Genomic DNA, 25666 nt, shown 5'->3' with positions numbered 1-25666 from the left:
CCGCTTCCCAACCCCCGGGAGAGGCCCGTGACTTCCCAGTCGCCCACGCACAGCCCCCCGCACCGCCGGCCCACCGGGCCGGTGCTCGCCGCCGCGATCACGGTCGTCCTCGGCGCCGCGGCCGTCCCTCCGGCCGCGGCGGAACCGGCGGTGGACCAGGGGACGCCCGGCTCCTACGACAGCGGACTCGCCCCGACGCCCTACATGGGCTGGAACACGTACTACGGACTCGGCGCCCCCACCGAGAAGGAGGTGCGCGCGGTCGCCGACAAGCTGGTCGGCAGCGGTCTGCGCGACAGCGGCTACGACATCGTCTGGCTCGACGGAGGCTGGCAGGCCGACGACCCCCGTGACGCGCGGGGCCGGCTGGTGGCCCACCCGGACCGCTTCCCGTCCGGCATCCCGGCCCTCGTCTCCTACCTCCATCAGCGCGGCCTGCGTGCCGGGATCTACACCGACGCCGGTACCTACGACGGAGGCAGGAGCTGCGGGCTCGGCAGCCGGGGCCACTACACCGAGGACGCACGGCAGTTCGCCGACTGGAAGATCGACGCGATCAAGGTCGACTTCCTGTGCGGCATCGGCGAGAAGCTCGATCCGGGGCCCGCGTTCAAGGAGTTCGGCGACGCCGTCGCCAAGTCGGGCCGGAAGATGCTGCTGAACCTGTGCAATCCGCTCACCGACGACTGGGGACTGCCGCACACGCCCGAGCAGGACGCGCACAACACCTACGCCTACGCCCCGGCGATCGCGGACTCCTGGCGCACCGGCACCGACATCGCCTGGGGCACCCCGAGTCCGGGGGAGTGGCCCGACATCCTGCGCAACATGGACGCCAACGCCTGGCACCCGGAGGCGCAGGGCCCCGGCCACTACAACGACCCGGACTACCTGATCCCCATGCGCCGCATGGCCGACGGCACCCTGGAGCTGACGCAGGAGGAGTCCACTACCCAGTTCGTGATGTGGGCCGAGATGGCCTCCCCGCTCGTCCTCGGTTCCGACCCGCGCACCCTGACGCCGTCGATGATCGCCACGCTCCGCAACCCGGAGATCGTCGCCGTCGACCAGGACCCGCTCGGCGTCCAGGGGGTCCGGGTCGCCACGGACTCCGTCGGCGACGTCTACAGCAAGGTCCTGTCCGGACGCGGTGAGCGCGCGGTCGTCCTGCTCAACCGCTCCGAGCAGCCGGCCGAGCGCACCGTGCGCTTCAGCGACGTGGCCCTCGGCGGGTCCGTCACGGTGCGCGACCTGCGCGCACGCGCCGGCCGCGGTACGCACACGGGGTCGTACACCGTCGAGGTCCCCGCCCACGGCACCGCCTTCCTCCGGCTCACCGGGCAGGACGCGCTGCCCGGCACGAGCCTCGGACGGCGGACCTCGGCCAGCCCGGCCGTGGTGCGCGACGGGGAGACACTGACCACCTTCTTCCGCGGACCGGGCGGCACGCTCGTCCAGCACACGGCGGACGGCACGCGTCCGCCGCGGACCAGGGACCTCGCGGGCCCGGCCGGCGGACGGATCCTCGGCCAGCCGGCCGCCTACGCCTCCGCCGGCGGGCGTATCGACGTCTTCGTCCGCGGTACCGACGACCACGCCTACCGCAGGGTCTTCTCCGGCGGGCGCTGGGGCGACTGGCAGGACCTGGGCGGGAGCCTGACCGACGCGCCGACCGTGGCCTTCACCGATCCCGCCGACTGGACCCTCGTCGCGCGCGGTGCCGACGGAAGCGTCGTGCGGCGCGGCCCCTCGGGCGGCTGGTCGTCGCTCGGTACGCCGGGTGGCCGGCCGGTGTACGGCAGGCCGTCCGCGGTCGTCGGCGCCGACGACCGCGTCCACGTCGCCGTACGCACCGCCGCGGACGACGTGTGGACCAACTCGCGTGACCGGTCGGGCCGGTGGTCCGGATGGAGTTCGCTCGGCGGCACGGTGAGCGGCAGTCCGACGCTCGTCGCCGTGGGGGACGCCGTGGTGCTGTACGCGCGGGCGGCCGACTACACCCTCTGGCAGCAGCGGTACGACGGTGGCGCCTGGCGGGGCTGGACCAAGCGGCAGGAGTTCCCCAGCGCGGCCTTCGACGGCTCGCTCGGGGCCGTCGCCGGCCCTGACGGCTCGGTCGACGTGGTGTACCGCGGCGTCGACGGCGCCGTCCACAGAACCCAGTTCCAATAAATTAGTAATTAATATTGACGTGGCGGGATCGCCACGCGACTCTGGATCCGCCGCGAACGGGGCCCGGCCGCCACAGGGCCGGCCCCCGCCGCGCGGACCCACAGGGAGCCTCCATGACGAACCACCTGCCCGGCCGCCGGCGCTTCCTCGCCGGACTCGGAGCCGCCGGAGCGACCACCCTGCTCAGCGGCTGCGTCACCGCCGCCTCCACCGCCAAGTCCTCCTCCAAGGGCCCGGTGACCCTCCAGTCCAACCTGTCCGCACCGCAGGCCAAGGCCGCGATGGAGGACCTCGTCGCCGCCTACGCGAAGAAGGGCGAGGGCCGCGCCAGCCTGAACACCGTGGCCGCCGAGACCTTCCGCACCCAGCTGCCGACCTACCTGACCTCGGCCAACCCGCCGGACGTGTACACCTGGTACCCCGGCTCCGTGGCGGACGCCTACGCCAGGAAGAACCTGCTCCTCGACCTCGACGACGTCTGGAACGCCTCACCCGACCTCAAGCGGTACTCCAAGGCGCTGAACGGCCTGTGCACCGCGAGCTCCGGGAAGAAGGTCTTCGTGCCCACCACCTACTACTGGTGGGGCATGTTCTACCGGAAGTCGAACTTCGCCAAGTGGGGGGTCAGCGCGCCCTCCTCCTGGGACGAGTTCCTCGACCTGTGCGACAAGCTCAGGTCCAAGGGGGTGGCGCCGATCGGACTCGGCGCCGGCGGCAACACCCCCTGGGTCGCCTCGGCCTGGTTCGACTACCTCGACATCCGCGTCAACGGCGCCGCCTACCACCGTGACCTCCTCGCGGGCAGGCACCGCTTCGACGACCCCGAGGTGCGCAAGGTCTTCGACCGCTGGCAGGAGGTGCTGCCGTACTTCGACCCCGACGGCACCGCCCTCGCCTTCCAGGACGCCGGCACCGCCCTGCTCAACGGCCGCACCGGCATGATGCTCATCGGCACCTTCTTCGCCGACGCCGCCCCCGGAAGCGCCCTGGACGACATCGACTTCTTCCGTTTCCCCGTCATCGACCCCAAGATCCCCCTCGCCGAAGAGGCCCCGACCGACGGCTACTTCGCCAGCGCCCGCACCGGGCGCCGCGACCAGGTCGCCGACCTGATGAAGTACCTGGCCACCGCCGAGGCGCAGGAGATCTACATCAAGGGCTCGTCCGGGACCGTGCTGCCCTGCAATCCCGACGCCAAGGACGCGGGCACGGCGCTGGTGAAGAAGGGCCGCGAGCACATCGAGCGGGCGGCCGAGCTGACCCAGTTCTTCAACCGCGACTCCAGCGACGCCCTCCAGCCCACCGCCGACACCGCGCTCACGAAGTTCATCGCCCGGCCCAAGGACGTCGGCGGCATCCTCCGGGACTGGCAGCGCGACGCCGAGAAGATCTGGAACGCCTGACATGGCCGTCCTGACCGCCCCGCACCGCGAGTCCCCGGCCCCGGCACCGCCCCGAGGCCGCCGGGCCCGGGGTCCCCGCCGCACACCCCCGCTGGTCCTCGCCTTCGTTCTCGTCCCCCTGCTCGCCGAGGCCGTCTGGGTCTTCTGGCCCGCGCTACAGGGCTTCTACCTCGCCCTGACCAGCTGGGACGGCGTCTCGGCGCCGAAGTTCGTCGGCCTGGGCAACTTCCGCGAGATGGCGGGCGACGACGTCTTCCGCAGCGCCACCGGCCACACCGTCCTGTGGCTGCTCCTCTTCGGCGGCCTGTCCGCCGTACTGGGCCTGGCCGCCGCCCTGCTGCTCCAGCAGGAGCGCCGGGGTGTCGGCTTCTACCGCGCGGCCCTCTTCCTGCCCGTCGTGTTCTCCCTGGTGGCCACCGCCCTGGTCTGGCAGGCCGTCTACCAGCCCGACGGCGTGCTCAACCGCCTCCTGGAGTCGGCCGGCCTCGACAGCCTGCGTCACGCCTGGCTCGCCGACCAGGACACCGCCCTGTACGCGGTGATCGTGCCCGCCCTGTGGCGGCAGATCGGCTACGTGATGGTCCTCTACCTCGCCGGCCTGAAGGGCATCGACCCGTCCCTGTACGAGGCGGCCAAGGTCGACGGCGCCGGCCGTTGGCAGCGCTTCCGCCACGTGACGCTCCCTCAGCTGCGCGGCGTCAACGCCGTCGTGGTGTCCGTCATCATCATCGACTCGCTGCGCTCCTTCGACGTGGTCTGGTCGCTGACCCGCGGCGGCCCCTACCACTCCTCCGAACTGCTGAGCACCTACATGTACTCCACCGCCTTCCAGTCCCTGCGCCTCGGATACGGCTCCGCCCTGGCCGTCGTCATCTTCCTGCTGGCCTTCGGCGTCATCGCCTCCTACCTGGTCCGGGCCTTCAGGGAGGCCGACTGATGTCCGCCGCCCGGACGCACACGTCCGCCCGCGCGGTGCGCCGCCGGCGGGCCGCCACCGCCGGCTTCCACCTCGGCGCCGGAACCCTGGCCGTCCTGTGGCTGCTGCCCGTCCTCCTGGTCGTGGTCACCAGTCTGCGCTCCTTCGACGACATCGCCGCGCACGGCCTGGGCAGCCGGCCCCACTCCCTCACCCTGGACAACTTCCGGCAGGCCTGGGTCGACGGCGGCCAGCAACGGGCCCTGATCAACAGCCTGATCGTCACCGTCCCCTGCGTCCTGGTGACCCTCGCCCTGGCCGCCATGGCGGCGTTCGCCCTCAGCCGCTACGAGATGCCCTTCCGCCGCTCCCTGCTGCTGCTCATGCTCGGCGGCAACCTGCTGCCCCCGCAGATCCTGCTCGTGCCGGTCGCCAAGCTCAGCGAGATGACGGGCGTCTACGACACCCTGCCCGCCCTGATCGGCGTACAGATCGGCTTCGGCGTCGGCTTCTACGTGTTCGTCCTGCACGGCTTCATGCGGGCGATCCCCGTCGAGATCCAGCAGGCCGCCGTCGTCGACGGCGCCGGCCCGTGGCAGATCTTCCGGCGCGTCATCCTCCCGCTCACCCGGCCCGCGCTCGCCGCGCTCAGCGCGCTGTCCTTCACGTGGATCTTCAACGACCTGCTGTGGGCGATCACCGTCCTGCGCAGCGACGGCAAGATGCCGGTCACCGCGGCGCTCATCGGCCTCCAGGGCCAGTACGTGTCCATGTGGAACGTGATCGCCGCCGGGTCCGTCATCGCCGCCGCGCCCACGGTGGCCGTCTTCCTCCGCTTCCAGCGCCACTTCGTGGCCGGCCTCAACCTCGGAGCAGTGAAGTGACCCCGCACCAGCGCTGGACGCTGCGCACCGAGCACACCGGCTACACCGTCCGGCTCTCCCCGGACGGCCCCTGGGCGGAACTCCACGCGTGGGGACCGCACGGCGTGGAGAACGGGCCGCCGGCACTGGACTGGTCCCACCGCACCCACTTCGTCACCCCGGCCGACGCCGCCCCCGCGGAATACGTCCCCCACGGACTGCGCCCGTTCGCCGGAGCCGACCTCGTCGCCGCCCGGCCCGGCGCCGAGCGCGGCGTGTGGTGGAGCTTCGAGGACGCCCGTGAGGAGCCCGGCACGCTCCGGCTCACCTTCACCGACGCCGTCCTCGGCCTGCGCACCACCCTGTGCTACGCCACCGTGCCCGGCACCGACGTCCTGCACCGCTGGACCGAACTGACCTGCACCGGCGAGGAGGAACTGCGCCTGGAGCGGCTGGACTCCGCCGCCGTGAACATCCCGGTCACCACCGCCGCCCGGCTGACGTACCTGAGCGGCCAGTGGTCGCAGGAGTTCCAGCACACGCGACTCGACCTGGCCCGGGGCACCTTCGCCATCGGCAGCACCCAGGGCGTGCCCGGTCACGCGTACGCGCCCTGGCTCGCCGTCCAGGACGCTTCGGCCCCGCACGACGCTCCCGCCCCCGCCTACGGCATCGCCCTGGAATGGCCCGGCAACTGGCACATCACCGCACAGGCCGAGCCCGGCGGCGCCGTACGCGTCCGCGCCGGCCGCGTACCGCACGAGGGCGCGGTACACCTGGCCCCCGGCGACACCCTGACCACCCCCCGCCTCGCCTGCGCCTTCAGCCCGGACGGACTCGACGGACTCTCCCGCGTCTGGCACCGCTACGAGCGCCGCCTCGCCGGCGAACGCCTGCACCGCCCCCGCAAGGTCCTGTACAACTCCTGGGAGGCCACCGGCTTCGACGTCGACGCCGACAGCCAGCTGGAACTGGCCAAGGCGGCGGCCGACCTCGGCGCCGAGCTGTTCGTGGTGGACGACGGCTGGTTCACCGGACGGGCCGACGACACCGGCGGACTGGGCGACTGGCACCCCGACCCGGCGGCCTTCCCGCACGGCTTCGACCGGTTCGCCGACGACGTCCGCGCCCTCGGGCTCGACCTCGGCCTGTGGATCGAACCGGAGGCGGTCAGCCCCGGCAGCCGCCTGTACGCCGAACACCCGGAGTGGGTCTACCGGATCGAGGGCCGCCCGGCCCGCCGCGTACGCAACCAGCTCCTGCTCGACCTCGGCCGCCCCGACGTGCAGGACTTCGTCCTCGCCACCCTCGACCGGCTGCTGACCGCGCACGCCGTCGACTACCTGAAGTGGGACATGAACCGCCCGCCGACCGAGCGCGGACGTCCGGGCGCCGGGCCCGCGGACCGGCTGGACCTGGACGCCGAGCACGTCCACGGCTACCTCCGCGTCCTGGACCACCTGCGCACCGCGCACCCCCACGTCACCGTCGAGGGCTGCGCGGGCGGCGGCGGCCGGATCGAGCACGCCACCCTCGCACGCACCGACGTCGTCTGGCCCAGCGACAACACCGCGCCCCTGGACCGGCTCCGCGTCCAGTACGGCTTCCTGCACGCCCACGCGCCGCACGTGATGAGCTCCTGGGTCACCGACGCCCCCGGCGTCTTCGACCCCCGCCCGCGCAGCCTCGCCTTCCGGTTCGTCACCGCCATGTGCGGCGTCCTCGGCATCGGCGCCGACCTGCGGGCCTGGACGCCGGAGCAGCGCGCCGAGGCGGCCGGGTGGATCATCCGGTACAAGGAGGTGCGGGACGTCGTCCACCACGGCGACGCCCGCCTGCTCGGCTCGCCCGAGGACGCCACCTGCGGAGTGCAGTACGACGCGCCCGACGGACGCCGTACCGTCGTCGCCGCCTTCAGCACCGGCCCGCTCGACGGCGCCCCGCTCGTGCCGGGCCGCCCCGCCCGGCTGCGGCTGCGCGGTCTGGACCCCACGGCGGCCTACCGGGACGCCGCCACCGCGACCACGTACAGCGGCGCCCATCTGCTGCACTACGGGCTGCCCTGCGCGTGGACCGCCGGCCACGACGCCGACCTGGTCGTACTGACCCGGCGGTAGCCGCACCCGCACGCCGCAAGCCACCCAGACGAGAAGGAGCCCCGCCCCATGGATCCCGCACGACGGCACGGCGCCCGCTTCACCGGCCGCACGGCCGTGATCACCGGAGCCGCCTCCGGCATCGGGGCCGCCACCGCCGAACGCCTCGCCCAGGAGGGCGCCGCCGTGATCCTCGCCGACATCGCCGAGGAACCCGGCGAGGCCGTGGCCGCACGCATCACCCGGGACGGCGGCCGGGCCCGCTTCGTGCCCGCCGACGTCTCGGCCGAACGGGACTGGCAGCGGATCGTCTCCGCCGCCCACGCCTACGGGCCCGTCGACGTACTGGTCAGCAACGCCTACACCGTCGACGTCACCCCGGCCCACGAGATGACCCTCGCCTCCTGGCAGCGGCAGCTGTCCGTCAACGTCACCGCCGCCTTCCTCGGCTTCCGGGCCGTCCTGCCCGACCTGCGCTCGCGCCGGGGAGCGGTCGTGCTCACCTCCTCCGTGCACGCCCACGCGGGCATCCCCGGCCATCCCGCCTACGCGGCCTCCAAGGGCGCGCTGCTCTCCCTGTGCGGCCAACTCGCCGTCGAGTACGGCCCCGAGGTGCGGGTCAACGCCGTCCTGCCGGGACCGGTGCTGACGGCGGCCTGGGACCGGGTGCCGCCCGGGGAACGCGAGCTGAGCGTCGCCGCGACCGCCGTCCGCCGCTTCGGCACCCCTGGGGAGATCGCCGCGGCCATCGCCTTCCTCGGCGCCGACGAGGCCTCCTTCATCACCGGCGCGCACCTCGTCGTCGACGGGGGCTGGAGCGTCACCAAGGCGTCCGCATGACCACCGCCGTCCGAACACGCGACCCGTGCGCACCCGGCCATACTCGTCCGACACGCGCGCATCCGGATCCGTCCGGCCCCTGCGCATCCCGAGAGAAAGGCTGTACGACATGACGCCCTACGCCCGCCGCGGCGTGCACGGCCAGACGGTGGAGGCGCTGGCCCGCCGCATCCTGGGCGGCGAGATCCCCGAGGGTGCCACGCTCGACCTGGTGACGCTGCAGAGCGAACTGGACGTCAGCCTCACCGCCCTGCGCGAGTCCCTGAAGGTCCTGGCCGCCAAGGGCATGGTCGACGCCCGGCAGAAGCGCGGCACCTTCGTCCGGGCCCGCGCGGACTGGAACCTCCTCGACGCCGACGTCCTGCGCTGGCAGTTCGAGGGCGGCGGCGCCGGCGAGACCGACCGGGCGCTGCTACGCAACCTCGCCGAGGTGCGTGCCATCATCGAGCCGGCCGCCGTCCGCCTCGCCGCCGCGCGCCGCACCGACGACGACCTGGCGGCCCTCGGCGCCGCACTCGCGGCCATGGGGGAGCACGGCACCGACCCCGGCCACGCCGTCGAGGCCGACCTCGCCTTCCACCGCGCCCTGCTCGCCGCCACCCACAACGAGCTGCTGGAACGCATGGAGATGGTGATCGAGTCCGGCCTCGCCCACCGAGACCGCCTGGTCCACAGCTCCCCGCACGGCGAGGACCCGGTCCCCGCCCACCGCGCCGTCCTGGACGCCGTACGCGACCGTGACCCGCGGGCCGCCGAGGCCGCCATGCACGCCCTGCTCGAACAGGCCGGGCGCGACCTGGACCGGGTCGACGGGCCCGACGACACGAAAGGCACCGGCGGCAAGTGAAGATCGCCCGCATTGAGACGTTCCTGGTACCGCCGCGCTGGCTGTTCTGCCGGATCGAGACCGACGACGGCGTGGTCGGCTGGGGCGAACCCGTCGTGGAGGGACGCGCCGAAGTGGTCCGTGCCGCCGTCGACGTCCTCGCCGAACAGCTCCTCGGGAAGGACCCCCTGCGCATCGAGGACCACTGGCAGGTGGGCACCAAGGGCGGCTTCTACCGCGGCGGCCCCGTGCTGTCCAGCGCGGTCGCCGGCCTCGACCAAGCCCTGTGGGACATCGCGGGCAAGACCTACGGCGCACCGGTGCACGCCCTGCTCGGCGGCCCCGTACGCGAGCGCGTCCGGGTCTACGCCTGGGTCGGCGGCGACGAGCCCGCCGAGCTGACCGACCAGATAGCGGCCCAGGTGGAGGCCGGTTTCACGGCGGTGAAGATGAACGCCGCCGGGGCCACCTCGCCGATCACCACCCCGGCCGAGACGGCGGCCGTCGTGGCCCGGGTGGCGGCGGCCCGCGAGGTGCTCGGCCCCGACCGGGACGTCGCCGTCGACTTCCACGGCCGCTTCACCGCCGCCGGCGCCCGCCGCGCCCTGGCCGAACTCGCCCCCCTGCACCCGCTGTTCGTGGAGGAGCCGGTCCTCCCCGAGCACAACCACCTCCTGCCCGGCCTGGTCACCGCGAGTGCGGTGCCGCTGGCCACCGGCGAACGCCTCTACTCCCGAGGCGACTTCCTGCCCGCCCTCACCGCGGGGATCGCCGTCGCCCAGCCCGACCTGTCCCACGCGGGCGGCATCTCCGAGGTGCACCGGATCGCCGCCCTCGCCGACACCTTCGGCGCCCAGCTCGCCCCGCACTGCCCCCTCGGCCCCATCGCCCTCGCCGCGAGCCTCCAGATCGCCTTCGCCACCCCGAACTTCCTGATCCAGGAGCAGAGTCGCGGCATCCACTACAACAAGGACGCCGACCTCCTCTCCTACCTCGCCGACCCCGAACCGTTCCGGTTCGTCGCCGGTCACGCCCTCCGCAACGACGCCCCCGGCCTGGGCATCACCCTGGACGAGGCGGCCGTACGCGCGGCGGACCGCGGCGGGCACGCCTGGCGCAACCCCGTGTGGCGGCACCCCGACGGCTCGTTCGCGGAATGGTGAACCGCGTGCTCGACGTCGTCACCGACCCCGCCCACGGCGGCCGTTGGACCTCGCTGCGCGCGCACGGCCGCGAATGGCTCTGGCACCGCCCCGCACCGGAACGGGACACGGCCCTGCCCGGTGACGCGTTCGTCGACGCCGGGGGACTGGAGGAGTGCGTGCCCACCGTCCGTGGCCGCCCCGACCACGGCGACGCCTGGTCCCGCCCGTGGACCCGGGACGGCGACACCGAGCGGGTGCGCTGCGACGCCTTCACCCTGACCCGTACCGTCCGTGCCACACCCGACGGCGTGGTGGCCGACTACACGCTGGCCGCCGAACCGGGCTTCCGCTTCCTCTGGGCGGCCCACGCCCTGCTCGACCTCTCGGAGCACGCCACCGTCCACATGACCGCCGGCGCGACCACCCGCCTGTTCCCCGAGGCCGCCCCCCTGCTGGCGGAGCCGTGGCCCGCAGGCGCGCCCTGGCTCGAAGGTGCCTGGCCCGCCCCGCGCGGACTGGCCCTCGAACGGCTCGGCCCCGACGACGGCACAGCGGTGGGAGCCGTCGTGGACACACATGTGTGCTGTGTGCACGACGGCCGCGACCGGCTGTCCCTGAGCGTGCGGGTGGCCGCGGACACCGTGGCCGCCCGCTCCGAGGGCCGCCGGTGCGGAGCCGGGCAACCCGTGTCGGTCGCCCTGTGGCGCAACCTCGGCGGCTTCCCCGAGGCCAACCCCTACCGCAGCACGGGCGTCGAGCCGATGCTCGGCCGTGTCTTCGACCTCGCCGACGCCGGCCCCGGCGACGCCGCCGAGGTGCCCGCCACCGGAGAGGCGCACTGGCGACTGACGCTCACCACCGCCTGCCGCTGCCCCTGAACCCCCAGCAAGGAGACCGGTTCGTGGATCTGCCCGCCGCCCTCTCGGCCCACCGGCTGCTGGCCATCGTCCGTGGACGTGACGCCGACGCCGCGCTGCGCACCGTACTGACCCTGGCCGAGGAGGGCGTCGACCTCGTCGAGGTGTCGCTCACCGGCACGGACGCCCTCACCGTCATCGCGCGGGCCCGGGAACTCCTCGGTCCCGACCACCCGCTGGGCGCCGGCACGGTCCTGACCGCCGACGACGCGCGTGCCGCCCACCGGGCGGGGGCGACGTTCGTGGTCACACCCGGCCTGGGCGAAGCCGTGCCCGCGGCACACGGCCTGGGCCTGCCGGTGCTCGCCGGTGTGTTCACCCCGACCGACGTCATCGCCGCCCGGAGCACGGGGGCGGAGGCGCTGAAGGTCTTCCCGGTCGCCCAGGCCGGGGGAGCGGCGTACCTGAAGGCCCTGCGCGGCCCGTTCCCCGACGCCGCCTTCGTCCCCGTGGGGGGAGTCGACGAGACCGTGGCCCGCGCCTGCCTCGCCGCGGGGGCGACGGCGGTCGGAGTCGGTTCCCCGCTCGTCGGCGACGCCGCCGACGGCGGCAGCCTCGAAGCGCTCAGGACCCGCGCCCGCACCTTCCGCACCGTCGTACGGGAGGTGGCGCCGTGACCGCGGAGCCCCGCCCCAGCCGCCCCGACCGCCTCGAACTCGGAGAGGGCATCCGCTGGACCGGTAACGGCATCGTCCTCGTGGACCTCCTCGCCGGCCGGCTCCTCGCGGCCCCGGACGATCCCACGGCCCCGCTGCGGACCGTCGCGCACCTCCCGGTTCCGCTGGGAGCGGTCGCCCCGGTGGCCGGCCTCCCGGGCACCTGGATCGCGGCCGCGGGAACCGGCGTCTGCCTCCTGCACCCCGACGGCGCCACCCGCTGGCTGGCCCGCCCCGAGGACGGCTCCGTACCGCGCAGGCGCATGAACGACGCCGTGGCCGACCCCTCGGGCCGGTTCTGGGCGGGCAGCATGGGCTACGACGCCGACGAGGACGCCGGCGCCCTCTACCGCGTCGACCACGACGGCACGGTCGAACGCGTCCTGGACGGCCTCACCGTGCCCAACGGCCCGGTGTTCACCCCGGACGGGCGCTCGATGTACCTGGCCGACAGCGCCCGGGGCGTCGTCCGCCGCTATCCGGTCGACCCGCGGACCGCCCGGCTCGGCACCCCCGAGGTCTTCGTCACCGTGGACGACGGCAGCCCCGACGGGATGGCGATCGACGCGGAAGGCGCCGTGTGGATCGCCGTCTGGGGCAGTGGAACGGTACGCCGTCACCTTCCCGACGGCAGGCTGGACCGCACCCTGCGGCTGCCCGCGAGCCGCCCGGCCGGCGTGTGCCTGGAGGGAGACGTCCTGCACGTCACCACCGCCCGGCTGGGCCTCGAACCGGCCGGGCCGTACGACGGCGCCGTGTTCAGCGTCCGGGTCGAGGTGCCGGGCAGCCCGGCCGCTTCCTACCGGCCGACCGTCTCCGCCCGGCCGGCGACACCGGCCAAGGCCCGGGGCGAGACATCCGGAAGGGAACCCGCATGACCCGACCCGGCACGGAAACCAGCACGGAAACCGCGACGGGACGGCCGTGGCGCCCCGCCGCCGGGCACGTGGTCTGCGTCGGCGAGACGATGGCGGCCTTGGTGCCCGATCCGCCGGCACCGCTGGAGCGGGCCGCACGGCTGGGCCTGTCGGTGGCGGGCGCGGAGTCCAACGTGGCCATGTACCTGGCCGACCACGGCGTCCCGGTCTCCTGGGTCTCGGCGCTGGGCGACGACCCGCTGGGAAGGCGAGTCCGCGCCACGGTGGCCGCCGCGGGCGTCGACGTCTCGCACGTCCGCACCGACCCCCGCCACCCCACGGGTCTGCTGGTGAAGAGCCCGGCCTCCGCCACCGGCACGCGCGTGCACTACTACCGGTCCGGTTCGGCCGCTTCCGCCCTCGGCCCGGACCTGCTGGACGAGGACCCCGTGCGCTCGGCGGCCCTGCTGCACCTGACCGGCATCACCCCGGCGCTGTCGCCCTCCTGCCGGGAACTGGTCACGAGGGCCCTGGCCACTCCGGTGGACGCGCGCCCCCACGCGGTCAGCTTCGACGTCAACCACCGCCCCGCCCTGTGGCCCGACGGCACCGCGGCCACCGTGCTGCGCCGGCTGGCCGACCGGGCCGACATCGTCTTCGTCGGCCTCGACGAGGCCCAGGGCCTGTGGGGCGCGGACCTGACGGTCACCGGCGTACGGGACCTGCTGCCGCACCCCCGCGTCCTCGTGGTCAAGGACGGCGCCCGCGCCGCCACCGCCGTCACCGACCACGGCGTGTACACCGTGCCGGCGCTGCGGACGGCGGTGGTCGAACCGGTGGGCGCCGGGGACGCCTTCGCCGCGGGCTTCCTCGCGGGCCTGCTGAGGAGCGGCACGACGGCGCGGGCGCTCCGGCTGGGGCACATCACGGCGGTCTCCGCGCTGCGGGTGACGGGAGACCACGGCCCCCTGCCCGCGCCGGCCCGGATCGAACGGCTCCTCACCTTGCCGGACCCGGAGTGGGAGGCACTCGGCCGAACCGGAACCTTCCGCTGACGTCCGCGCGGCGGCCGCCCGCCGCGCGGACAGGCCCCGCCGCCTCGCCGGGGAATTTTGGAAGTCACCCCGAATCCGGGTATACACCCATGAAAACCGACAAACACGCACATACGGTCACTGTCCGTTCCGGGAGGCACGATGAGCCAGCAGCCAGTCCTTCTGCCCTACGCCGACCCGGCCTTCGTGGCGGACCCCTTCCCCCTCTACCGCCGCCTGCGCGAGGAGGGCCCCGTCCGCCGCGCGATCATCGCCGGCGGCCTGGACGCCTGGCTGGTCACCCGCTACGAGGACGGACTCGCCGCCCTGTCCGACCCCCGGCTGAGCAGCGATGTCCGTGACGCCTCGGACCCCCGCCTCATCGCACAGCTGCCCGAGTTCGAGCGGGAGTCGATGATGAGCACCATGCTGCGCTGCGACCCGCCCGACCACACCCGGCTGCGCCGTCTGGTGTCGAAGGCGTTCACGGCGCGCCGGGTCGCCGAGCTGCGGCCCCGGGTCCAGGAGATCACCGACCGGCTCCTCGAAGCGGTGGCCCCGGCCGGCCGGGCGGAACTCGTGGCGGACTTCGCGCTGCCCCTGCCGGTCACCGTCATCAGCGAACTGATGGGCGTGCCGGTGGACGAGCGGTACGACTTCCAGCGGTGGACCGACGCCATGCTCGTGCGCGGGGAGGAGATGCCCGATCCGCTCGTGGTCGACGAGGCGTGGCACCGGATGCGCGCCTATGTGACGAAGCACCTCGAGGCCAAGCGTGCCCGGCCGGGGGACGACCTCCTCAGCGCGCTGATCGACGCCCACGACCAGGAGCAGCGGCTGAGCCACGACGAACTGATCGCCATGACGTTCCTGCTGCTGGTGGCGGGTTACGTCACGACGGTCAACCTGATCGCCGGCGGCATCGCCGCGCTGCTCACCCACCCCGACCAGCTCACCCTCCTGCGCGATCGTCCGGAACTGCTGCCGGACGCGATCGAGGAGTTCCTGCGCCACGACGGACCGGTCAGTCCGGGCATCGCCCGTTTCGCACGCGAGGACGTCGAGATCGCCGGGGTGAGGGTCCCGCGCGGCGCGACCGTGCTCGTCGCGTCCGCCATCGCCGACCGTGACCCGGCGCGGTTCCCGGACCCCGACCGGCTGGACATCACCCGGCGCGACAACGGCCACCTGGCCTTCGGGCACGGCATCCACTACTGCCTGGGCGCGCCGCTGGCCCGGCTGGAGGGTGAGGTCGCCATCGGGACGGTCCTGCGCCGCCTGCCGGACCTGGCCCTGGCCGTGCCCCCGGCGGACCTCACCTGGCGTCCCGGCGGCCTCCGCGGCCCGGCGCGGCTGCCCGTCACGTTCACCCCCGACGGTGCGGGCTGAACACCGCCCGTTCCCCCTCGGCCACGGCCACCTCCGAGGCGCGTGGCCCGGCCGGCCGGGGTGGGTGTCGGGCAGCAGCGGCACGTGCAGGCTGACCAGGTCCGCCTCGCGAACAGCCGCCTCTGCGGCACGTACTCCATGCCGAGGGCGAGGCGGTCGGGGCTCGGAAGTACGCCTCGCGAGGCTGGTGACCTTCGGCAACGTGCTGGTCACCTCGCACCAGGCGTCCTTCACCAAGTCGGCGGTAGGTCATAACGCCGCACGGTCTGGGCCGTGCGCGGATTTGGCCCCCGCTGGTCCGCCGCCCCGGGAGTGGCGGACCAGCGCCTGCGAAGACGCCGTCGCGGGGTGAAACGGAACCTACGCTTCCAGCGGTTCGAGACGGAAGACCTGCGGATGTGGTCCGCCTCACATGGCCCCAACGGATCTCCCGGTGAGGGGCTGACCTGCGGAAACGTAGGCGATCACGGCGAATTCGCGCGGGTGGGCACGGCTCGTCCCACTATCTGGAGTGGTGTTCACCGGAGTTCGGCTGAACGAGGATGGACACCCGGTGGACACGAGGCGCCTGGGACGTCATGCCGGCGTCCGAGGGCTGGACGAGGGGAGCGTTCCGCGGTGACGCAGGCTCACGAGGACGAAGTGCAGGCCCGGATCGCGAAGGGCCTGGTCTACACCGAGTCGGAAGCGGCCTTCCAGGCCCCCCGGCGCCGCACCGAGGAGATCTTCGAGTACAACCACACACCTCCGGGCCGAACGGACCGGCGCCGTGCCCTGCTCGTCGCGATCTTCGGCTCGGTCGGTGAACGCACGGTGCTGCTGCCGCCGTTCCACGCGGCCTTCGGCAGCAACGTCCACATCGGCGACGACTTCTTCGGCAACGTGAACCTGACGTTCGTCGACGACGTGGACATCCGCATAGGCGACGGTGTCATGATCGCCCCCAGCGTCACCCTGACCACGACGGGACACCCGGTGCACCCGGCTCGACGTGCCGGCTTCGGCCGGTTCTCGGAACCGATCGTGATCGAGGACAAGGTCTGGATCGGCAGCAACGCGGTGGTGCTGCCGGGTGTCCGCATCGGATACGGCTCGGTCATCGGGGCCGGCAGCGTCGTCAGCCGCGACGTCCCCCCGATGACCGTCGCGGTCGGGACCCCGTGCCGGGTGGTCCGCCCGATCACGGAGGCGGACCTCACCACACGCACGACCGGGCATTAGGCCCTGCGGCGGCCGGCGGGCCGGCGGCGCTCCGGTCCCGTCAGCGCCCCATCACCAGGGCGCGCAACGCCGCCTTGTCCGGCTTGCCGCTCGGGGCCACGGGGACCTCGGTGAGGCCGGCGACGCGGGCCGGGACGCACGCCTCGCCGAGTTCCCGGGCCACCAGCTCGCGCAGCGCGTCCGGGTCGGGCGCGGTCCCGGGTTGCGGGACGACGAAGGCGTGGATCGCCTCGCCGGTCCGGTCGTCCGGGACTCCGACGACGTACGCCTGGTCGACGTCGGGATGGGAGGCCAGCACCCGCTCGATGGGGCCCGCGTAGTGGATGACGGCGTTGACGATGACGATGTCGCGCGTGCGCCCGGACAGCCGCAGATACCCCCGTGCGTCGAGCCGGCCGAGGTCCCGGGTACGGACCCAGCCGTCCCGCAGGACCTCCGCGGTCTCCCGGGGGTCCTCCCAGTAGCCGCTGAACGCGTCCGCCAGCCGTACCCACACCTCGCCCGTCCGGCCCGTGGGGAGGTCCCGCCCGTCAGCGTCGCGCACGGTCATCTCCACCGTGTCGAGCGGGCGTCCCACGCTGTCGGCGAGCCCGGGATCGGCCGCCAGCTCCTCCGGTTCGAGGACGGTCAGCATCCCCGTCTCCGTCTGGCCGTAGGCGTGGTGGACCACCGGCCCCAGCAGCTCCGCCGCCTCGGTCAGCCGGTGCGGGGCGAGCGGGGAGCCGGCCACGACGAGGGCGCGCAGGCTGCTGGTGTCCACGGCCCGCTCGCGTACGGCGTCGAGGATGGCGTACAGGCGTGGCACCGTCGTCATGCAGGCGGTGACGCGGTGGTCGGCGAAGACCTCGGGGAACCGCAGGGGCTGGTCCGGGATGACCGCGGTGCCTCCGCCGAGCAGCGACAGACAGACGTGTTCGAACATGACGGCGCTGCTGAGCGTGCCGAAGAGCAGGAAGCGCGCGTACCGCGCGGCGAGGCGCCGGGTGCGGTCGGTCCAGCGGGCGGGTTGCAGGGCCCAGTCCTCCGACAGGGCGGCGTAGGTCACCATCGTGCCCTTGGGCCGGCCGGTGCTGCCGCTGGTCAGGTGGATGACGCCGATGCCGTCGCGGTCACCCCGGGCGGTGAGGTCGGCGGGGCCGGGCGTGACGGGTGCCGGGGGCCATGACGCGCCGCCGGTGTCCAGCAGCGGGACGTCGCCCGCCTGGGCGACCAGTTCCGGCCGGCTCGCGGCGTCGTCCGTCACGACGGCGTCGACGTCGCGGGCGAGGATGTCACGCAGGTGCTCGGGGGTCAGCCCGGGACGCAGCGCGACCACCTGGCAGCCGACGACATGGGCCGCCACGCGGACGGCGAACGCCTCCGGCGTGACACCGGTGTCGAGGGCGACGCGGGATCCGGCGCTCAGTCCCGCACCGCGCAGACCTCGCACGGAACCGGCGATCAGCGTGAGCACCTGACCCCGGGTGACCGCGCGTCCCCCGTGCTCGAAAGCGGGCAGGTCCGCGGCGTCCCGGAAGGCGTCGACGAGCGCTTGCGGAAAGAATTCCCCGGGCTTTTCGTCCACTTCGTCTCCACTCTGGGCCGGAAATCGACGTAAAGGCAGTGTGAATGACTGGAAAACGACCATGCGGGGGTGGGCTCGGTGCACTCGGTCGGCCCCTCACGCCTTCACGTTAACCGACAAGGGAAATCCCCCACCCCGAGTGGTGTGTGACCTACATCACGCCGGGCTGGGGTGGCTCCGTGCTTTAACCGTCAAGTACCGTCTTTCCCGCCCCCACGGAAGGCAGGAGAAGGCCATGTCTGATTTAGGACAGGTTGACTATCTCGTCATCGGCGGCGGCCCCGCGGGCCTCCAGGCCGGTTACTTCCTCCAGAAGAGCGGCAGAGATTACCTCATCGTCGAAGAAAGCGACGCTCCAGGCGCTTTCTTCACCCGCTTTCCCAGGCACCGGACCCTGATTTCCTCCAACAAGGTGCACACCGGTTGGAGCGACCCCGAGATGCGACTGCGCGTCGACTGGAACTCCTTGCTCTCGGACGAGGGACCCCTGTTCACCGCGTACTCGCCCCGGTACTTCCCGCCGGCCGACGACATGGTCCGCTACCTCGCGGACTTCGCGCGGGCGCACGAGTTGCGCATCCGCTTCAACACCCGTGTCACCCGGATCTCCCGGCCCGACGGTGGCCTCTTCACGGCGACCGACCGGAGTGGCAACGTTGTCCGCGCCCGGCGCGTCATCGTCGCCACCGGCGTCTCGCGGCCGTACGTGCCCCCCATCGAGGGCGCCGAGGAGGCCGAGCACTACGACCAGGTGTCCGTGGACCCCGCCGAATTCACCGACAAGCGGGTACTGATCATCGGGCGGGGGAATTCCGCCTTCGAGACCGCCGACAATCTCATCGAGACCGCCGCCGTCATCCACGTCGCCGGACCCGGCTCCCTCAAACTCGCCTGGCGGACCCATTTCGTCGGACATCTCCGGGCCGTCAACAACAACTTTCTGGACACCTACCAGCTCAAGTCCCAGAACGCGGTACTGGACGGTGACATCCTGCGCATAGCGCGGAAGCCCGACGGCACCTACGTCGTGAGTGTCAAATTCTCGCGCGTCGCGGAAGTGGTCAAGGACATCCCGTACGACCGGGTCATCCTGGCCACCGGATTCCGGTTCGACGCCTCGGTCTTCGACGACGACTGCCGTCCCGAACTCGTCATCAAGGACCGCTTTCCACGGCTCACCGACGCCTGGGAATCGGTGAACGTGCCCGATCTGTATTTCGCCGGCACCATCACCCAGTCCCTGGACTTCAAGAAGTCCACCAGCGGCTTCATCCACGGGTTCCGGTACGGAGTGAAGGCGCTGCACCGCATCCTGGAGCGCCGCTACCACGACCGGCAATGGCCGCACACCACCCTGCCCGCCGCCGCAGGCCCCGTGGCCGACGCGGTCATCGGGCGGGTCAACCGCACCTCGGCCCTGTGGCAGCTGTTCGGATTCCTCGGCGACGCGGTGCTGGTCGGCGCCGACGGCGAGGTCCGCTACTGCGAGGAGATCCCGGTGGCGCACCTGCACCAGGCCGCCGCCCGGGGCGAGTTCGGGAACCCCGCCTCCTACTTCACCGTCACGCTGGAGTACGGCGCCGACCACGACCGGGTCGACCCCTTCGACATCACCGTCAGCAGGACGCCCCAGCGGGACACCAGCGGTCTCGACGCCCGCTACCTGCACCCGGTGGTACGGCAGTTCCTGCCCGACGGCAGCGGCAAGCCGGTCGCCGAACACCACATCACGGAGAACCTGGAGAACGAGTGGGACAACCCCGACGTCCACGTCGGCCCGCTGCGTTCCTTCCTCGCGTCCCGGCTGTCCGCCGGGGACGACCTCCCGGCCGGCGGGGAACTCGCCGCGCCCCGGGCATGACCGGCCCGCACGCCGGCCCGCCGCACCGTCCAGCCGAGTCGGCACGCGACAGACTCAGCCCCGCGCACTACGACTACTTCGCCGGCGGCGCGGGCGAGGAGACGGCGCTCAGGGACAACGAGGACGCCTTCGGCCGGCTGGCCCTGCTTCCCCGGGTGCTGCGTGGCGGCGCCGAGCGCGACACCCGGGTGAGCGTGCTGGGCCGGGAATGGCCGGCACCGCTCTTCGTCTCGCCCACCGCCTTCCACCGTCTCGCCCACCCCGACGGCGAGGCGGCCACCGCCCGCGCCGCCGCCGCGACCGGCACCCCACTGGTCACCGGCATGGCCGCCACCACGGCCGTCGCGGACGTCGTCACCGCGGCCCGCGAGGCGGACCCCGACGCGGTGGTCTGGTTTCAGCTGTACCTGCAACCGGAGCACGAGGTCACCGCCGAGCTGGTGCACCGGGCCGAACGGGCGGGGTGCTCCGCCCTCGTCGTCACCGTCGACTCACCCGTCTTCGGCAGGCGCACCCGGGACCTGCGCAACGGCTTCCACGACCTGCCGCCCGGGCTCGCGGCCGAGAACATGCGCGACCTGCCCGGTGCGGCACCCGGCGCCACCCGCGACATCGCCATGTGGCCGGCCGGCTGGGACGACCTCGGGCGGCTGCGCGAGCTGACCGGCCTGCCCCTCGTCCTGAAGGGTGTCCTGCACCCCGAGGACGCGCGTGTCGCCGTCGAGCACGGCGTCGACGCGCTGGTCGTGTCCAACCACGGGGGACGGCAACTCGACGCCGCTCCCGCGTCGGTCGAGGCACTCCCGGCCGTCGCCGGGGCCGTCGCCGGACGGGTGCCGGTCCTCATGGACGGGGGAGTGCGCCGGGGCGGCGACATCGCCCTGGCCCTCGCCCTCGGAGCCCGGGCCGTCGGTGTGGGCCGCCCCGTGCTGTGGGCCCTGGCCACGGGCGGCGAGGCCGGCGTACGGCAGGCGCTGACGGCCCTGCGCGAGGACTTCGACCACGTGCTCGCCCTGTGCGGCGGGCACCGCCCGCAGGACCTCACGGCCGACCAGGTGGTCCCGCGCGGGCTCCCGCACCGGCCCCGCACAGGAGAAGGCGCATGCTGAGCAGGAGAACGGCGGCGGCCCTGGCCGCGGGCGGTGCGCTGCTGCTGACCTCCCCGGCCTGGCTGCCCGGCAAGGTCGTCGCACTCCGCACGAAGGTCTTCGCCCGCGTCAACGGCGACGAGGCCATGCTCCTCCCCGACGCCACCTTCGGCCCCGACCGCTTCCAGGAGGTCTACGGCCACCCGGCCGCCGGGGGCCGCAGCAAGGGCGCGGCACTGTCCGACCTGTTCTGGTACTGGCTCGCGCCCGGCGCCGACATCCACCAGGAGCACCTGGAGGCCGGACCCCGCTACGACGAGGTCGCCCGCCGGACGCTCGCCATCCTCTCCGGCCCGTCGGCGGAGCTGTACGAAGCCGCCGCACGGCACACCCGGCAGGCCCTGGACGCCGCGGACACCGGCCGCGTACGCGCGGTACGGCTGCGCGACCTGATGATGCCGGTGTGGGCCGAGTTCTTCTACGGCCTCGTCTTCGAGGAACCCTGTCCGGCCGAGGCCCGGCGGCTGATCGTCGCCCACGCCGAGGACGTCGTCAACGCCCTCAAGTGCACCCGTCCGCGCCACATGCGCCGCAGGAACCGGCTCACCCGCTACCTGCTGCGCCGCCTGGCGGCCGGCGACGTACCGCACGCCCTGCCCGCCGGCCTGACCCGCCGCCAGCAGGCGTACTACCTCCAAGGCACCTTCTTCAACACCGCCGTCGTCCAGATGTCCGAGGCGATGGCCCACCTCCTGCTGGTCCTGGCCCAGCACCCGGAGGTACAGGACCGGGTGGCGGCCACACCCGACGACGACCGCTACCTGACCCACGTCATGAACGAGACGTTCCGTCTCTACCCCCTGTTCGGGGTGGCCCACCGGATCACCACCGCGGACATCGCCCTCGACGGTCTGCCCACGATCCCGGCGGGCACCGTCCTGACCTTCAGCTACCCCGACTACCACGCCACCGGGTACTGCGACCCCGAACGCTTCGACCCCGGACGCTGGGCGACGCTCTCGGCGAGGAACGCCCACCACATCCCCTTCGGAGTCGCCACCAACCGGCCGTGCCCCGCCTGGCGCCTCGCACCCGTCGTCATGCGCGCCGCGACCCGCGAGGTGCTCGCCCGGTACGTGCTCGACTCGCCCGTCAGCCACACCCGCTCCATCCCGCACCGCGCCCCCTGCCTGCTCCTGCCCCGGGACCGGCCGGTCCCGGAGCGCCGGCGACGCGTCCTGCGCACGGCACTGACCGTCCGCGACCGCGCCGAGGACGTCGGACGGAGCCTGCTGCAACTGCTCTTCGGCACCTGGATGGTGCTCGACGCCCGTCGTACCAGTCCCGCCGCGACGTACTTCGCCCGGCACGACACCGAGGGCCGCCCGCTGGAGGGCGACCACGGCTCGCCCGGCGCGGCGGCGGGACCCGCACAGGCCGCGGCCACCTGCCCGCACACCGGCCGGCGCGCCTGACAGCGGCAACCCCCCCCATACGTCTCCTCACCAAGGAGTCACCGTTGTCGACCACCGAGATGGGCCCGGCGTTCTTCCTCGCCGCGGCCGTCATCCTCACCGCGTGCCGCCTCGTCAGCCGGCTGCTGCGCCCGCTCGGCCAGCCGCCGGTCGTCGGCGAGATGGTCGCCGGCGTGGCCCTCGGCCCCTCCGTCCTCGGCCTCCTCTCGCCCGGCCTGGAGAAGGCCGTCTTCCCGGACGAGATCCGTCCCGTGCTGTACGTGGCGGGACAGGTCGGACTCGTCGTGTTCATGTTCCTGTCCGGATACGAGTTCCGGACCGACGGGCTGCGGTCGGTGGGCCGCACGGCGGTGCCCGTCTCGGCGGCCGGCATCGCCGTGCCCCTCCTGCTGGGCGCCGGACTGGCCTGGGCGGCGCACGACACGGTGGACCTGTACCCGGACGGGATCTCGCCCACGGTGGGCGCGCTGTTCGTCGGCGTCACCGTGGCGATCACCGCCTTCCCGATGATGGCCCGGATCATCACCGAACGCGGGCTGACGAACACCCGCTTCGGATCGGTCTCCCTGGCCGCGGGCGCGCTCGACGACGCCGTGGCGTGGGTCCTGCTGGCCGGGGTGCTCAGCATGGCGGGCAGCGGTGCGGACACCTTCCTGCGCGCCGTGATCGGCACGGCCGGGCTCGCCGTCCTCCTCGGGGTCTTCCTCCGTGTCCGGCCCCGGGCCCTGGAACGGGCCCGGCGGCTGACCGAGGACCACATGCTGCTGGTCACCGTCCTGCTGCTGTTCCTGGCCGCGTGGTACACCGACCGCATCGGCCTGTACGCCGTGTTCGGAGCCTTCAGCCTCGGAGTCGCCTTCCCCCGCGACCCGGTCGTGACGCGCGCGGTGGAGGCGGTCGCACCGGTCAGCCGGATCGTGTTCCTGCCCCTGTTCTTCGCCTACTCCGGCCTCAACACGGACTTCACTCTGCTGTCCGACGGCAGGCTTCTGCTGTTCACCGTGGCCTGTGTGGCGGTGGCGATCATCAGCAAGTTCGGTGCGTGCTGGGCCGCGGCGCGCCTGCTGGGCGAGCCGCAGGCCGTCGCCGTCCGCGTCGGCACGCTGATGAACGCGCGCGGTCTGATGCAGCTCATCGCCATCAACGTGGGCCTTTCCGCGGGCATCGCCTCTCCCGCCCTCTTCGGCGTCCTGGTGATCGTCGCCCTGGTGACCACGGTGATGACGGCCCCGCTGCTGGCCCTGCTGGACCACCGGGACCGGAGCCGGCGGCCGCACGAAGCCCCCCTGGCGGGGATGACACCGACGGCGAGGGAACCGTGACGTCGTCCGGGGCCATGCCGGCACCACGCCCGCCGCCCCCTCCCGACCGCGCGCTTCGCCCGGTCGACCGTGCCGCGGCCCACCCGCGTCGGCGCCGTACGGCACGACCGCCGGTGCATGTGTGAGCTGCGGCATTGCCGTCCCGGGCGACGGGCCGCCACGATGATGTGCGACGCACGTCAAGGAGAGCGGTTCCTCATGGGTGATCATGTACATGTGCGACTCGGCCAGGGGCTGAGCGTGTCGGAACAGGGTGAGCTGATCGAGCACTCCCGCTGCCGGTGCGGCGCCACCTGGACGAAGGTGTTCGACGCCGACGGCGAGGATCCGGACCGCCCGGGCCCCTCCTGACCCAGCGCCGTACCTCGCCGCGAGCCGGCCCGCTGGACGACGTCGCGGGGGCCGGCGCACCGGACGGCGGCCTGGTCAGGGGGCGGCCGGCGTGCCGTGACCGCCGGCACGGGCTTCGTCCGGCGTTCCGGACGTTCCGAGGTCCTGTTCCGCCCACACGGTCTTGCCGTCGGCGTGGTGGCGGGTGCCCCAGCTGCGGGTCAGCTGGGCGACGATGAAGAGCCCGCGTCCGCCCTCGTCGAAGGTGCGGGCCCACCGCAGGTGCGGGGAGGTGCTGCTGTTGTCGGAGACTTCGCAGATCAGCCCGGTGCCCTGGCGGATCAGGCGCAACCGCACCGGAGGCCCGGCATGGCGGACGGCGTTGGTGACGAGTTCGCTGACGATGAGTTCCGTGGTGGCGACGGCCTCCTCGAGGCCCCACGCGGCGAGCTTCCGCGCGACGAGCTGACGGGCCTCGGAGGCGGCGGCGAGACCGGCCGTGAGCTCCCAGGTGGCGACGTTGCCGCTGCCGAGCCTGCGGGTACGGGCGGCGAGCACCCCGGCGTGGACGTGGCGCCCGCCGGACAGCAGCGTGTCGAGCGCGGCCTGGCAGACGGCAGTCAGGCTCGGCCGGTGTCCCGGGTCCGCCCGCGGCGGCGCGGTCGCGCCGGACCCGGCCGGCGGGCCGGGTGTCCCGGGGTCGTGTCCGGGCAGCAGAAGCACACTGCCCTCGGGGAGACGCACCTCCGTGCTCTGCACGGGCGGCAGCGCGTGTCCGAGCGGCGGGCTCGCCGGAAGTTCGACCGTGGTGACGACGCCGTCGGGTCCGATGACGGTCGGTGCCGGACATCCGGCGCCGGCGAGGGTGCAGGCGCCGGAGACGGGGTCGTAGACCGCGTACAGGCAGCTCACGGCCACCCCCGGCGCGCCCGCGCGGTCCCGGCCCGCGTCGCCGGCCGGACGCAGCCGGGTGAGCACGTGTTCCAGGCGGGTGAGCAGTTCCTCCGGTTGCAGGTCCAGGTCGGCCAGCGTGCGTACCGCGGCGCGCAGTTCGGCCGTGACGGCGGGCGTGGCGGTCCCGTCCTCGACGGACCCGGCGACGAGCGCGACGCGGGCGCCCGGCAGCGGTATGGCGTCGAGCCAGTAGGCCTGGGCGCCGGCCGTGCCGTCGGCAGCCGTGCGGCGGGCGGCCAGTTCCACCGCGGCGGGGTGCGGCAGGAGGTCCAGCCGCAGGTCGGTCACCGGCGGCGAGGCGTCAGGAGGCGCGCGGTGGGCGGGCCCGACGGGCCGCTCCGCGGGGGCGGGAGCCGAGCACGGGGGACGCAGCCGCGCCTTGCAGACGACGAGGCTGAGCACGAGGGACAGCACGGCCGCGGAGATCACGACCGTACGGCCGCCGCCCGAGACCCCCCGGATCGCGAAGCCGTAGACGGCGACGCTGGCGACCAGCGTCGCCACCCCGACCGTGAGGGTGCTGCGGACGGGAAGCAACGCGGCGGCCACCAGGGGTGCGAGCAGCGAGTAGGCGGACCAGCGGACCAGGCCCCCCGCCGACGCGCCCAGCTGGACCGCGCAGGCCGCGCACAGGTAGACGGCGAGCAGCGAGCCGGGGTGCCGCAGCAGGCGGCGTACGGCGGCCGTCCTCGTCACGGTCCCTCCCGGACCGGCGCCGTGCGGGCGGGACACCGGGG

21 protein-coding genes and 2 pseudogenes are annotated in these 25666 nt (G+C 73.5%); 20 read left to right on the top strand and 3 right to left on the bottom strand.

The genetic code is table 11. The annotated features are described in order from the left end of the window. Positions 1–27: 27 nt before the first annotated feature. The 13 genes from LG395_RS15115 (at position 28) to LG395_RS15055 (ending at position 15114) form a co-directional block, all read left to right on the top strand. A complete protein-coding gene (locus LG395_RS15115; RefSeq protein WP_225810014.1) occupies positions 28–2172 on the top strand; it encodes a DUF8189 domain-containing protein in 2145 nt (714 codons plus the stop codon). A 113-nt stretch (positions 2173–2285) separates the two neighbouring features. Continuing rightward, positions 2286–3575, top strand: coding sequence for an ABC transporter substrate-binding protein (locus tag LG395_RS15110; RefSeq protein WP_225810012.1), 1290 nt, complete (start codon positions 2286–2288; stop codon positions 3573–3575). A 1-nt stretch (position 3576) separates the two neighbouring features. Next, entirely contained in the window at positions 3577–4512 is a 936-nt protein-coding gene (locus LG395_RS15105; protein WP_225810010.1) for a carbohydrate ABC transporter permease, read from the top strand. Then, the gene (locus LG395_RS15100; RefSeq protein WP_225810009.1) at positions 4512–5375 is read left to right on the top strand and encodes a carbohydrate ABC transporter permease; all 864 of its coding nucleotides are present in this window, start codon (positions 4512–4514) and stop codon (positions 5373–5375) included. The genes LG395_RS15105 and LG395_RS15100 overlap by 1 nt, the downstream gene beginning before the upstream one ends. Next, positions 5372–7471: an alpha-galactosidase gene (locus LG395_RS15095; protein ID WP_225810007.1), complete on the top strand. Its 2100-nt coding sequence runs from the start codon at positions 5372–5374 to the stop codon at positions 7469–7471. The genes LG395_RS15100 and LG395_RS15095 overlap by 4 nt, the downstream gene beginning before the upstream one ends. Before the next feature lie 48 nt (positions 7472–7519). Beyond that, positions 7520–8290 (top strand): SDR family NAD(P)-dependent oxidoreductase, encoded by a 771-nt coding sequence (locus LG395_RS15090; protein WP_225810005.1) that lies wholly within the window; start codon positions 7520–7522, stop codon positions 8288–8290. 109 nt (positions 8291–8399) lie between these two features. Further along, the gene (locus tag LG395_RS15085; RefSeq protein WP_225810003.1) at positions 8400–9137 is read left to right on the top strand and encodes a FadR/GntR family transcriptional regulator; all 738 of its coding nucleotides are present in this window, start codon (positions 8400–8402) and stop codon (positions 9135–9137) included. Beyond that, positions 9134–10279 carry a galactonate dehydratase gene (gene dgoD / locus LG395_RS15080; protein WP_225810001.1) on the top strand — a complete coding sequence of 382 codons (1146 nt, stop codon included), beginning with the start codon at positions 9134–9136 and terminating at the stop codon, positions 10277–10279. Before LG395_RS15085 ends, dgoD begins: the two co-directional genes overlap by 4 nt. Positions 10280–10284: 5 nt before the next feature. Then, positions 10285–11139 (top strand): hypothetical protein, encoded by an 855-nt coding sequence (locus tag LG395_RS15075; RefSeq protein ID WP_225809999.1) that lies wholly within the window; start codon positions 10285–10287, stop codon positions 11137–11139. 23 nt (positions 11140–11162) lie between these two features. Further along, positions 11163–11795, top strand: a complete 633-nt coding sequence (locus LG395_RS15070) for a bifunctional 4-hydroxy-2-oxoglutarate aldolase/2-dehydro-3-deoxy-phosphogluconate aldolase (RefSeq protein ID WP_225809997.1) — start codon at positions 11163–11165, stop codon at positions 11793–11795. Continuing rightward, entirely contained in the window at positions 11792–12712 is a 921-nt protein-coding gene (locus tag LG395_RS15065) for an SMP-30/gluconolactonase/LRE family protein (protein WP_225809995.1), read from the top strand. Before LG395_RS15070 ends, LG395_RS15065 begins: the two co-directional genes overlap by 4 nt. Further along, entirely contained in the window at positions 12709–13746 is a 1038-nt protein-coding gene (locus LG395_RS15060; RefSeq protein ID WP_225809994.1) for a sugar kinase, read from the top strand. The genes LG395_RS15065 and LG395_RS15060 overlap by 4 nt, the downstream gene beginning before the upstream one ends. Before the next feature lie 141 nt (positions 13747–13887). Next, positions 13888–15114, top strand: coding sequence for a cytochrome P450 family protein (locus LG395_RS15055; protein ID WP_225809992.1), 1227 nt, complete (start codon positions 13888–13890; stop codon positions 15112–15114). A gap of 60 nt (positions 15115–15174) precedes the next feature. On the opposite strand, the pseudogene LG395_RS41665 reads toward LG395_RS15055, so the two are convergent. After that, positions 15175–15275: pseudogene (locus LG395_RS41665) on the bottom strand (2-hydroxyacid dehydrogenase); the annotation flags it as partial. Between the two features lie 11 nt (positions 15276–15286). On the opposite strand from LG395_RS41665, the pseudogene LG395_RS41660 reads away from it, so the two are divergent. Further along, positions 15287–15466: pseudogene (locus tag LG395_RS41660) on the top strand (hypothetical protein); the annotation flags it as partial. A 266-nt stretch (positions 15467–15732) separates the two neighbouring features. Then, a complete protein-coding gene (locus LG395_RS15050; RefSeq protein ID WP_171150222.1) occupies positions 15733–16335 on the top strand; it encodes a sugar O-acetyltransferase in 603 nt (200 codons plus the stop codon). Between the two features lie 40 nt (positions 16336–16375). On the opposite strand, the gene LG395_RS15045 is transcribed toward LG395_RS15050, so the two are convergent. Next, a complete protein-coding gene (locus tag LG395_RS15045) occupies positions 16376–17899 on the bottom strand; it encodes a class I adenylate-forming enzyme family protein (RefSeq protein WP_225809991.1) in 1524 nt (507 codons plus the stop codon). A 235-nt stretch (positions 17900–18134) separates the two neighbouring features. Here LG395_RS15045 and LG395_RS15040 point away from each other — a divergent pair, with 235 nt between their 5' ends. From LG395_RS15040 to LG395_RS15020, 5 genes are all read left to right on the top strand, one after another. Beyond that, positions 18135–19760 (top strand): NAD(P)-binding domain-containing protein, encoded by a 1626-nt coding sequence (locus LG395_RS15040; protein WP_225809989.1) that lies wholly within the window; start codon positions 18135–18137, stop codon positions 19758–19760. Then, entirely contained in the window at positions 19757–20869 is a 1113-nt protein-coding gene (locus LG395_RS15035) for an alpha-hydroxy acid oxidase (protein ID WP_225809988.1), read from the top strand. The genes LG395_RS15040 and LG395_RS15035 overlap by 4 nt, the downstream gene beginning before the upstream one ends. Further along, positions 20863–22323: a cytochrome P450 gene (locus LG395_RS15030; protein ID WP_225809986.1), complete on the top strand. Its 1461-nt coding sequence runs from the start codon at positions 20863–20865 to the stop codon at positions 22321–22323. The genes LG395_RS15035 and LG395_RS15030 overlap by 7 nt, the downstream gene beginning before the upstream one ends. 44 nt (positions 22324–22367) lie before the next feature. Continuing rightward, entirely contained in the window at positions 22368–23645 is a 1278-nt protein-coding gene (locus tag LG395_RS15025) for a cation:proton antiporter (RefSeq protein ID WP_225809984.1), read from the top strand. Between the two features lie 198 nt (positions 23646–23843). Beyond that, positions 23844–23996 carry a hypothetical protein gene (locus LG395_RS15020; RefSeq protein WP_171150217.1) on the top strand — a complete coding sequence of 51 codons (153 nt, stop codon included), beginning with the start codon at positions 23844–23846 and terminating at the stop codon, positions 23994–23996. A gap of 75 nt (positions 23997–24071) precedes the next feature. On the opposite strand, the gene LG395_RS15015 is transcribed toward LG395_RS15020, so the two are convergent. Continuing rightward, complete coding sequence (locus tag LG395_RS15015; protein ID WP_225809981.1) at positions 24072–25625, bottom strand: ATP-binding SpoIIE family protein phosphatase; 1554 nt, start codon at positions 25623–25625, stop codon at positions 24072–24074. Between the last annotated feature and the right edge of the window lie 41 nt (positions 25626–25666).

Origin of the sequence: Streptomyces spinosus (assembly GCF_020400655.1) — a bacterium.
Classification (GTDB): Bacteria; Actinomycetota; Actinomycetes; order Streptomycetales; family Streptomycetaceae; genus Streptomyces; species Streptomyces argyrophylli.
This window is presented reverse-complemented; position numbering and strand designations above follow the sequence as displayed.

Excerpts from the sequence above, each read along its gene's own strand:
- LG395_RS15105 (WP_225810010.1), top strand. The coding sequence starts at position 3,577 with ATGGCCGTCCTGACCGCCCCGCACCGCGAGTCCCCGGCCCCGGCACCG.
- LG395_RS15085 (WP_225810003.1), top strand. The coding sequence starts at position 8,400 with ATGACGCCCTACGCCCGCCGCGGCGTGCACGGCCAGACGGTGGAGGCG.
- LG395_RS15110 (WP_225810012.1), top strand. The coding sequence starts at position 2,286 with ATGACGAACCACCTGCCCGGCCGCCGGCGCTTCCTCGCCGGACTCGGA.
- LG395_RS15060 (WP_225809994.1), top strand. The coding sequence starts at position 12,709 with ATGACCCGACCCGGCACGGAAACCAGCACGGAAACCGCGACGGGACGG.
- LG395_RS15055 (WP_225809992.1), top strand. The coding sequence starts at position 13,888 with ATGAGCCAGCAGCCAGTCCTTCTGCCCTACGCCGACCCGGCCTTCGTG.
- LG395_RS15090 (WP_225810005.1), top strand. The coding sequence starts at position 7,520 with ATGGATCCCGCACGACGGCACGGCGCCCGCTTCACCGGCCGCACGGCC.
- LG395_RS15030 (WP_225809986.1), top strand. The coding sequence starts at position 20,863 with ATGCTGAGCAGGAGAACGGCGGCGGCCCTGGCCGCGGGCGGTGCGCTG.
- LG395_RS15035 (WP_225809988.1), top strand. The coding sequence starts at position 19,757 with ATGACCGGCCCGCACGCCGGCCCGCCGCACCGTCCAGCCGAGTCGGCA.
- LG395_RS15020 (WP_171150217.1), top strand. The coding sequence starts at position 23,844 with ATGGGTGATCATGTACATGTGCGACTCGGCCAGGGGCTGAGCGTGTCG.
- LG395_RS15040 (WP_225809989.1), top strand. The coding sequence starts at position 18,135 with ATGTCTGATTTAGGACAGGTTGACTATCTCGTCATCGGCGGCGGCCCC.
- LG395_RS15100 (WP_225810009.1), top strand. The coding sequence starts at position 4,512 with ATGTCCGCCGCCCGGACGCACACGTCCGCCCGCGCGGTGCGCCGCCGG.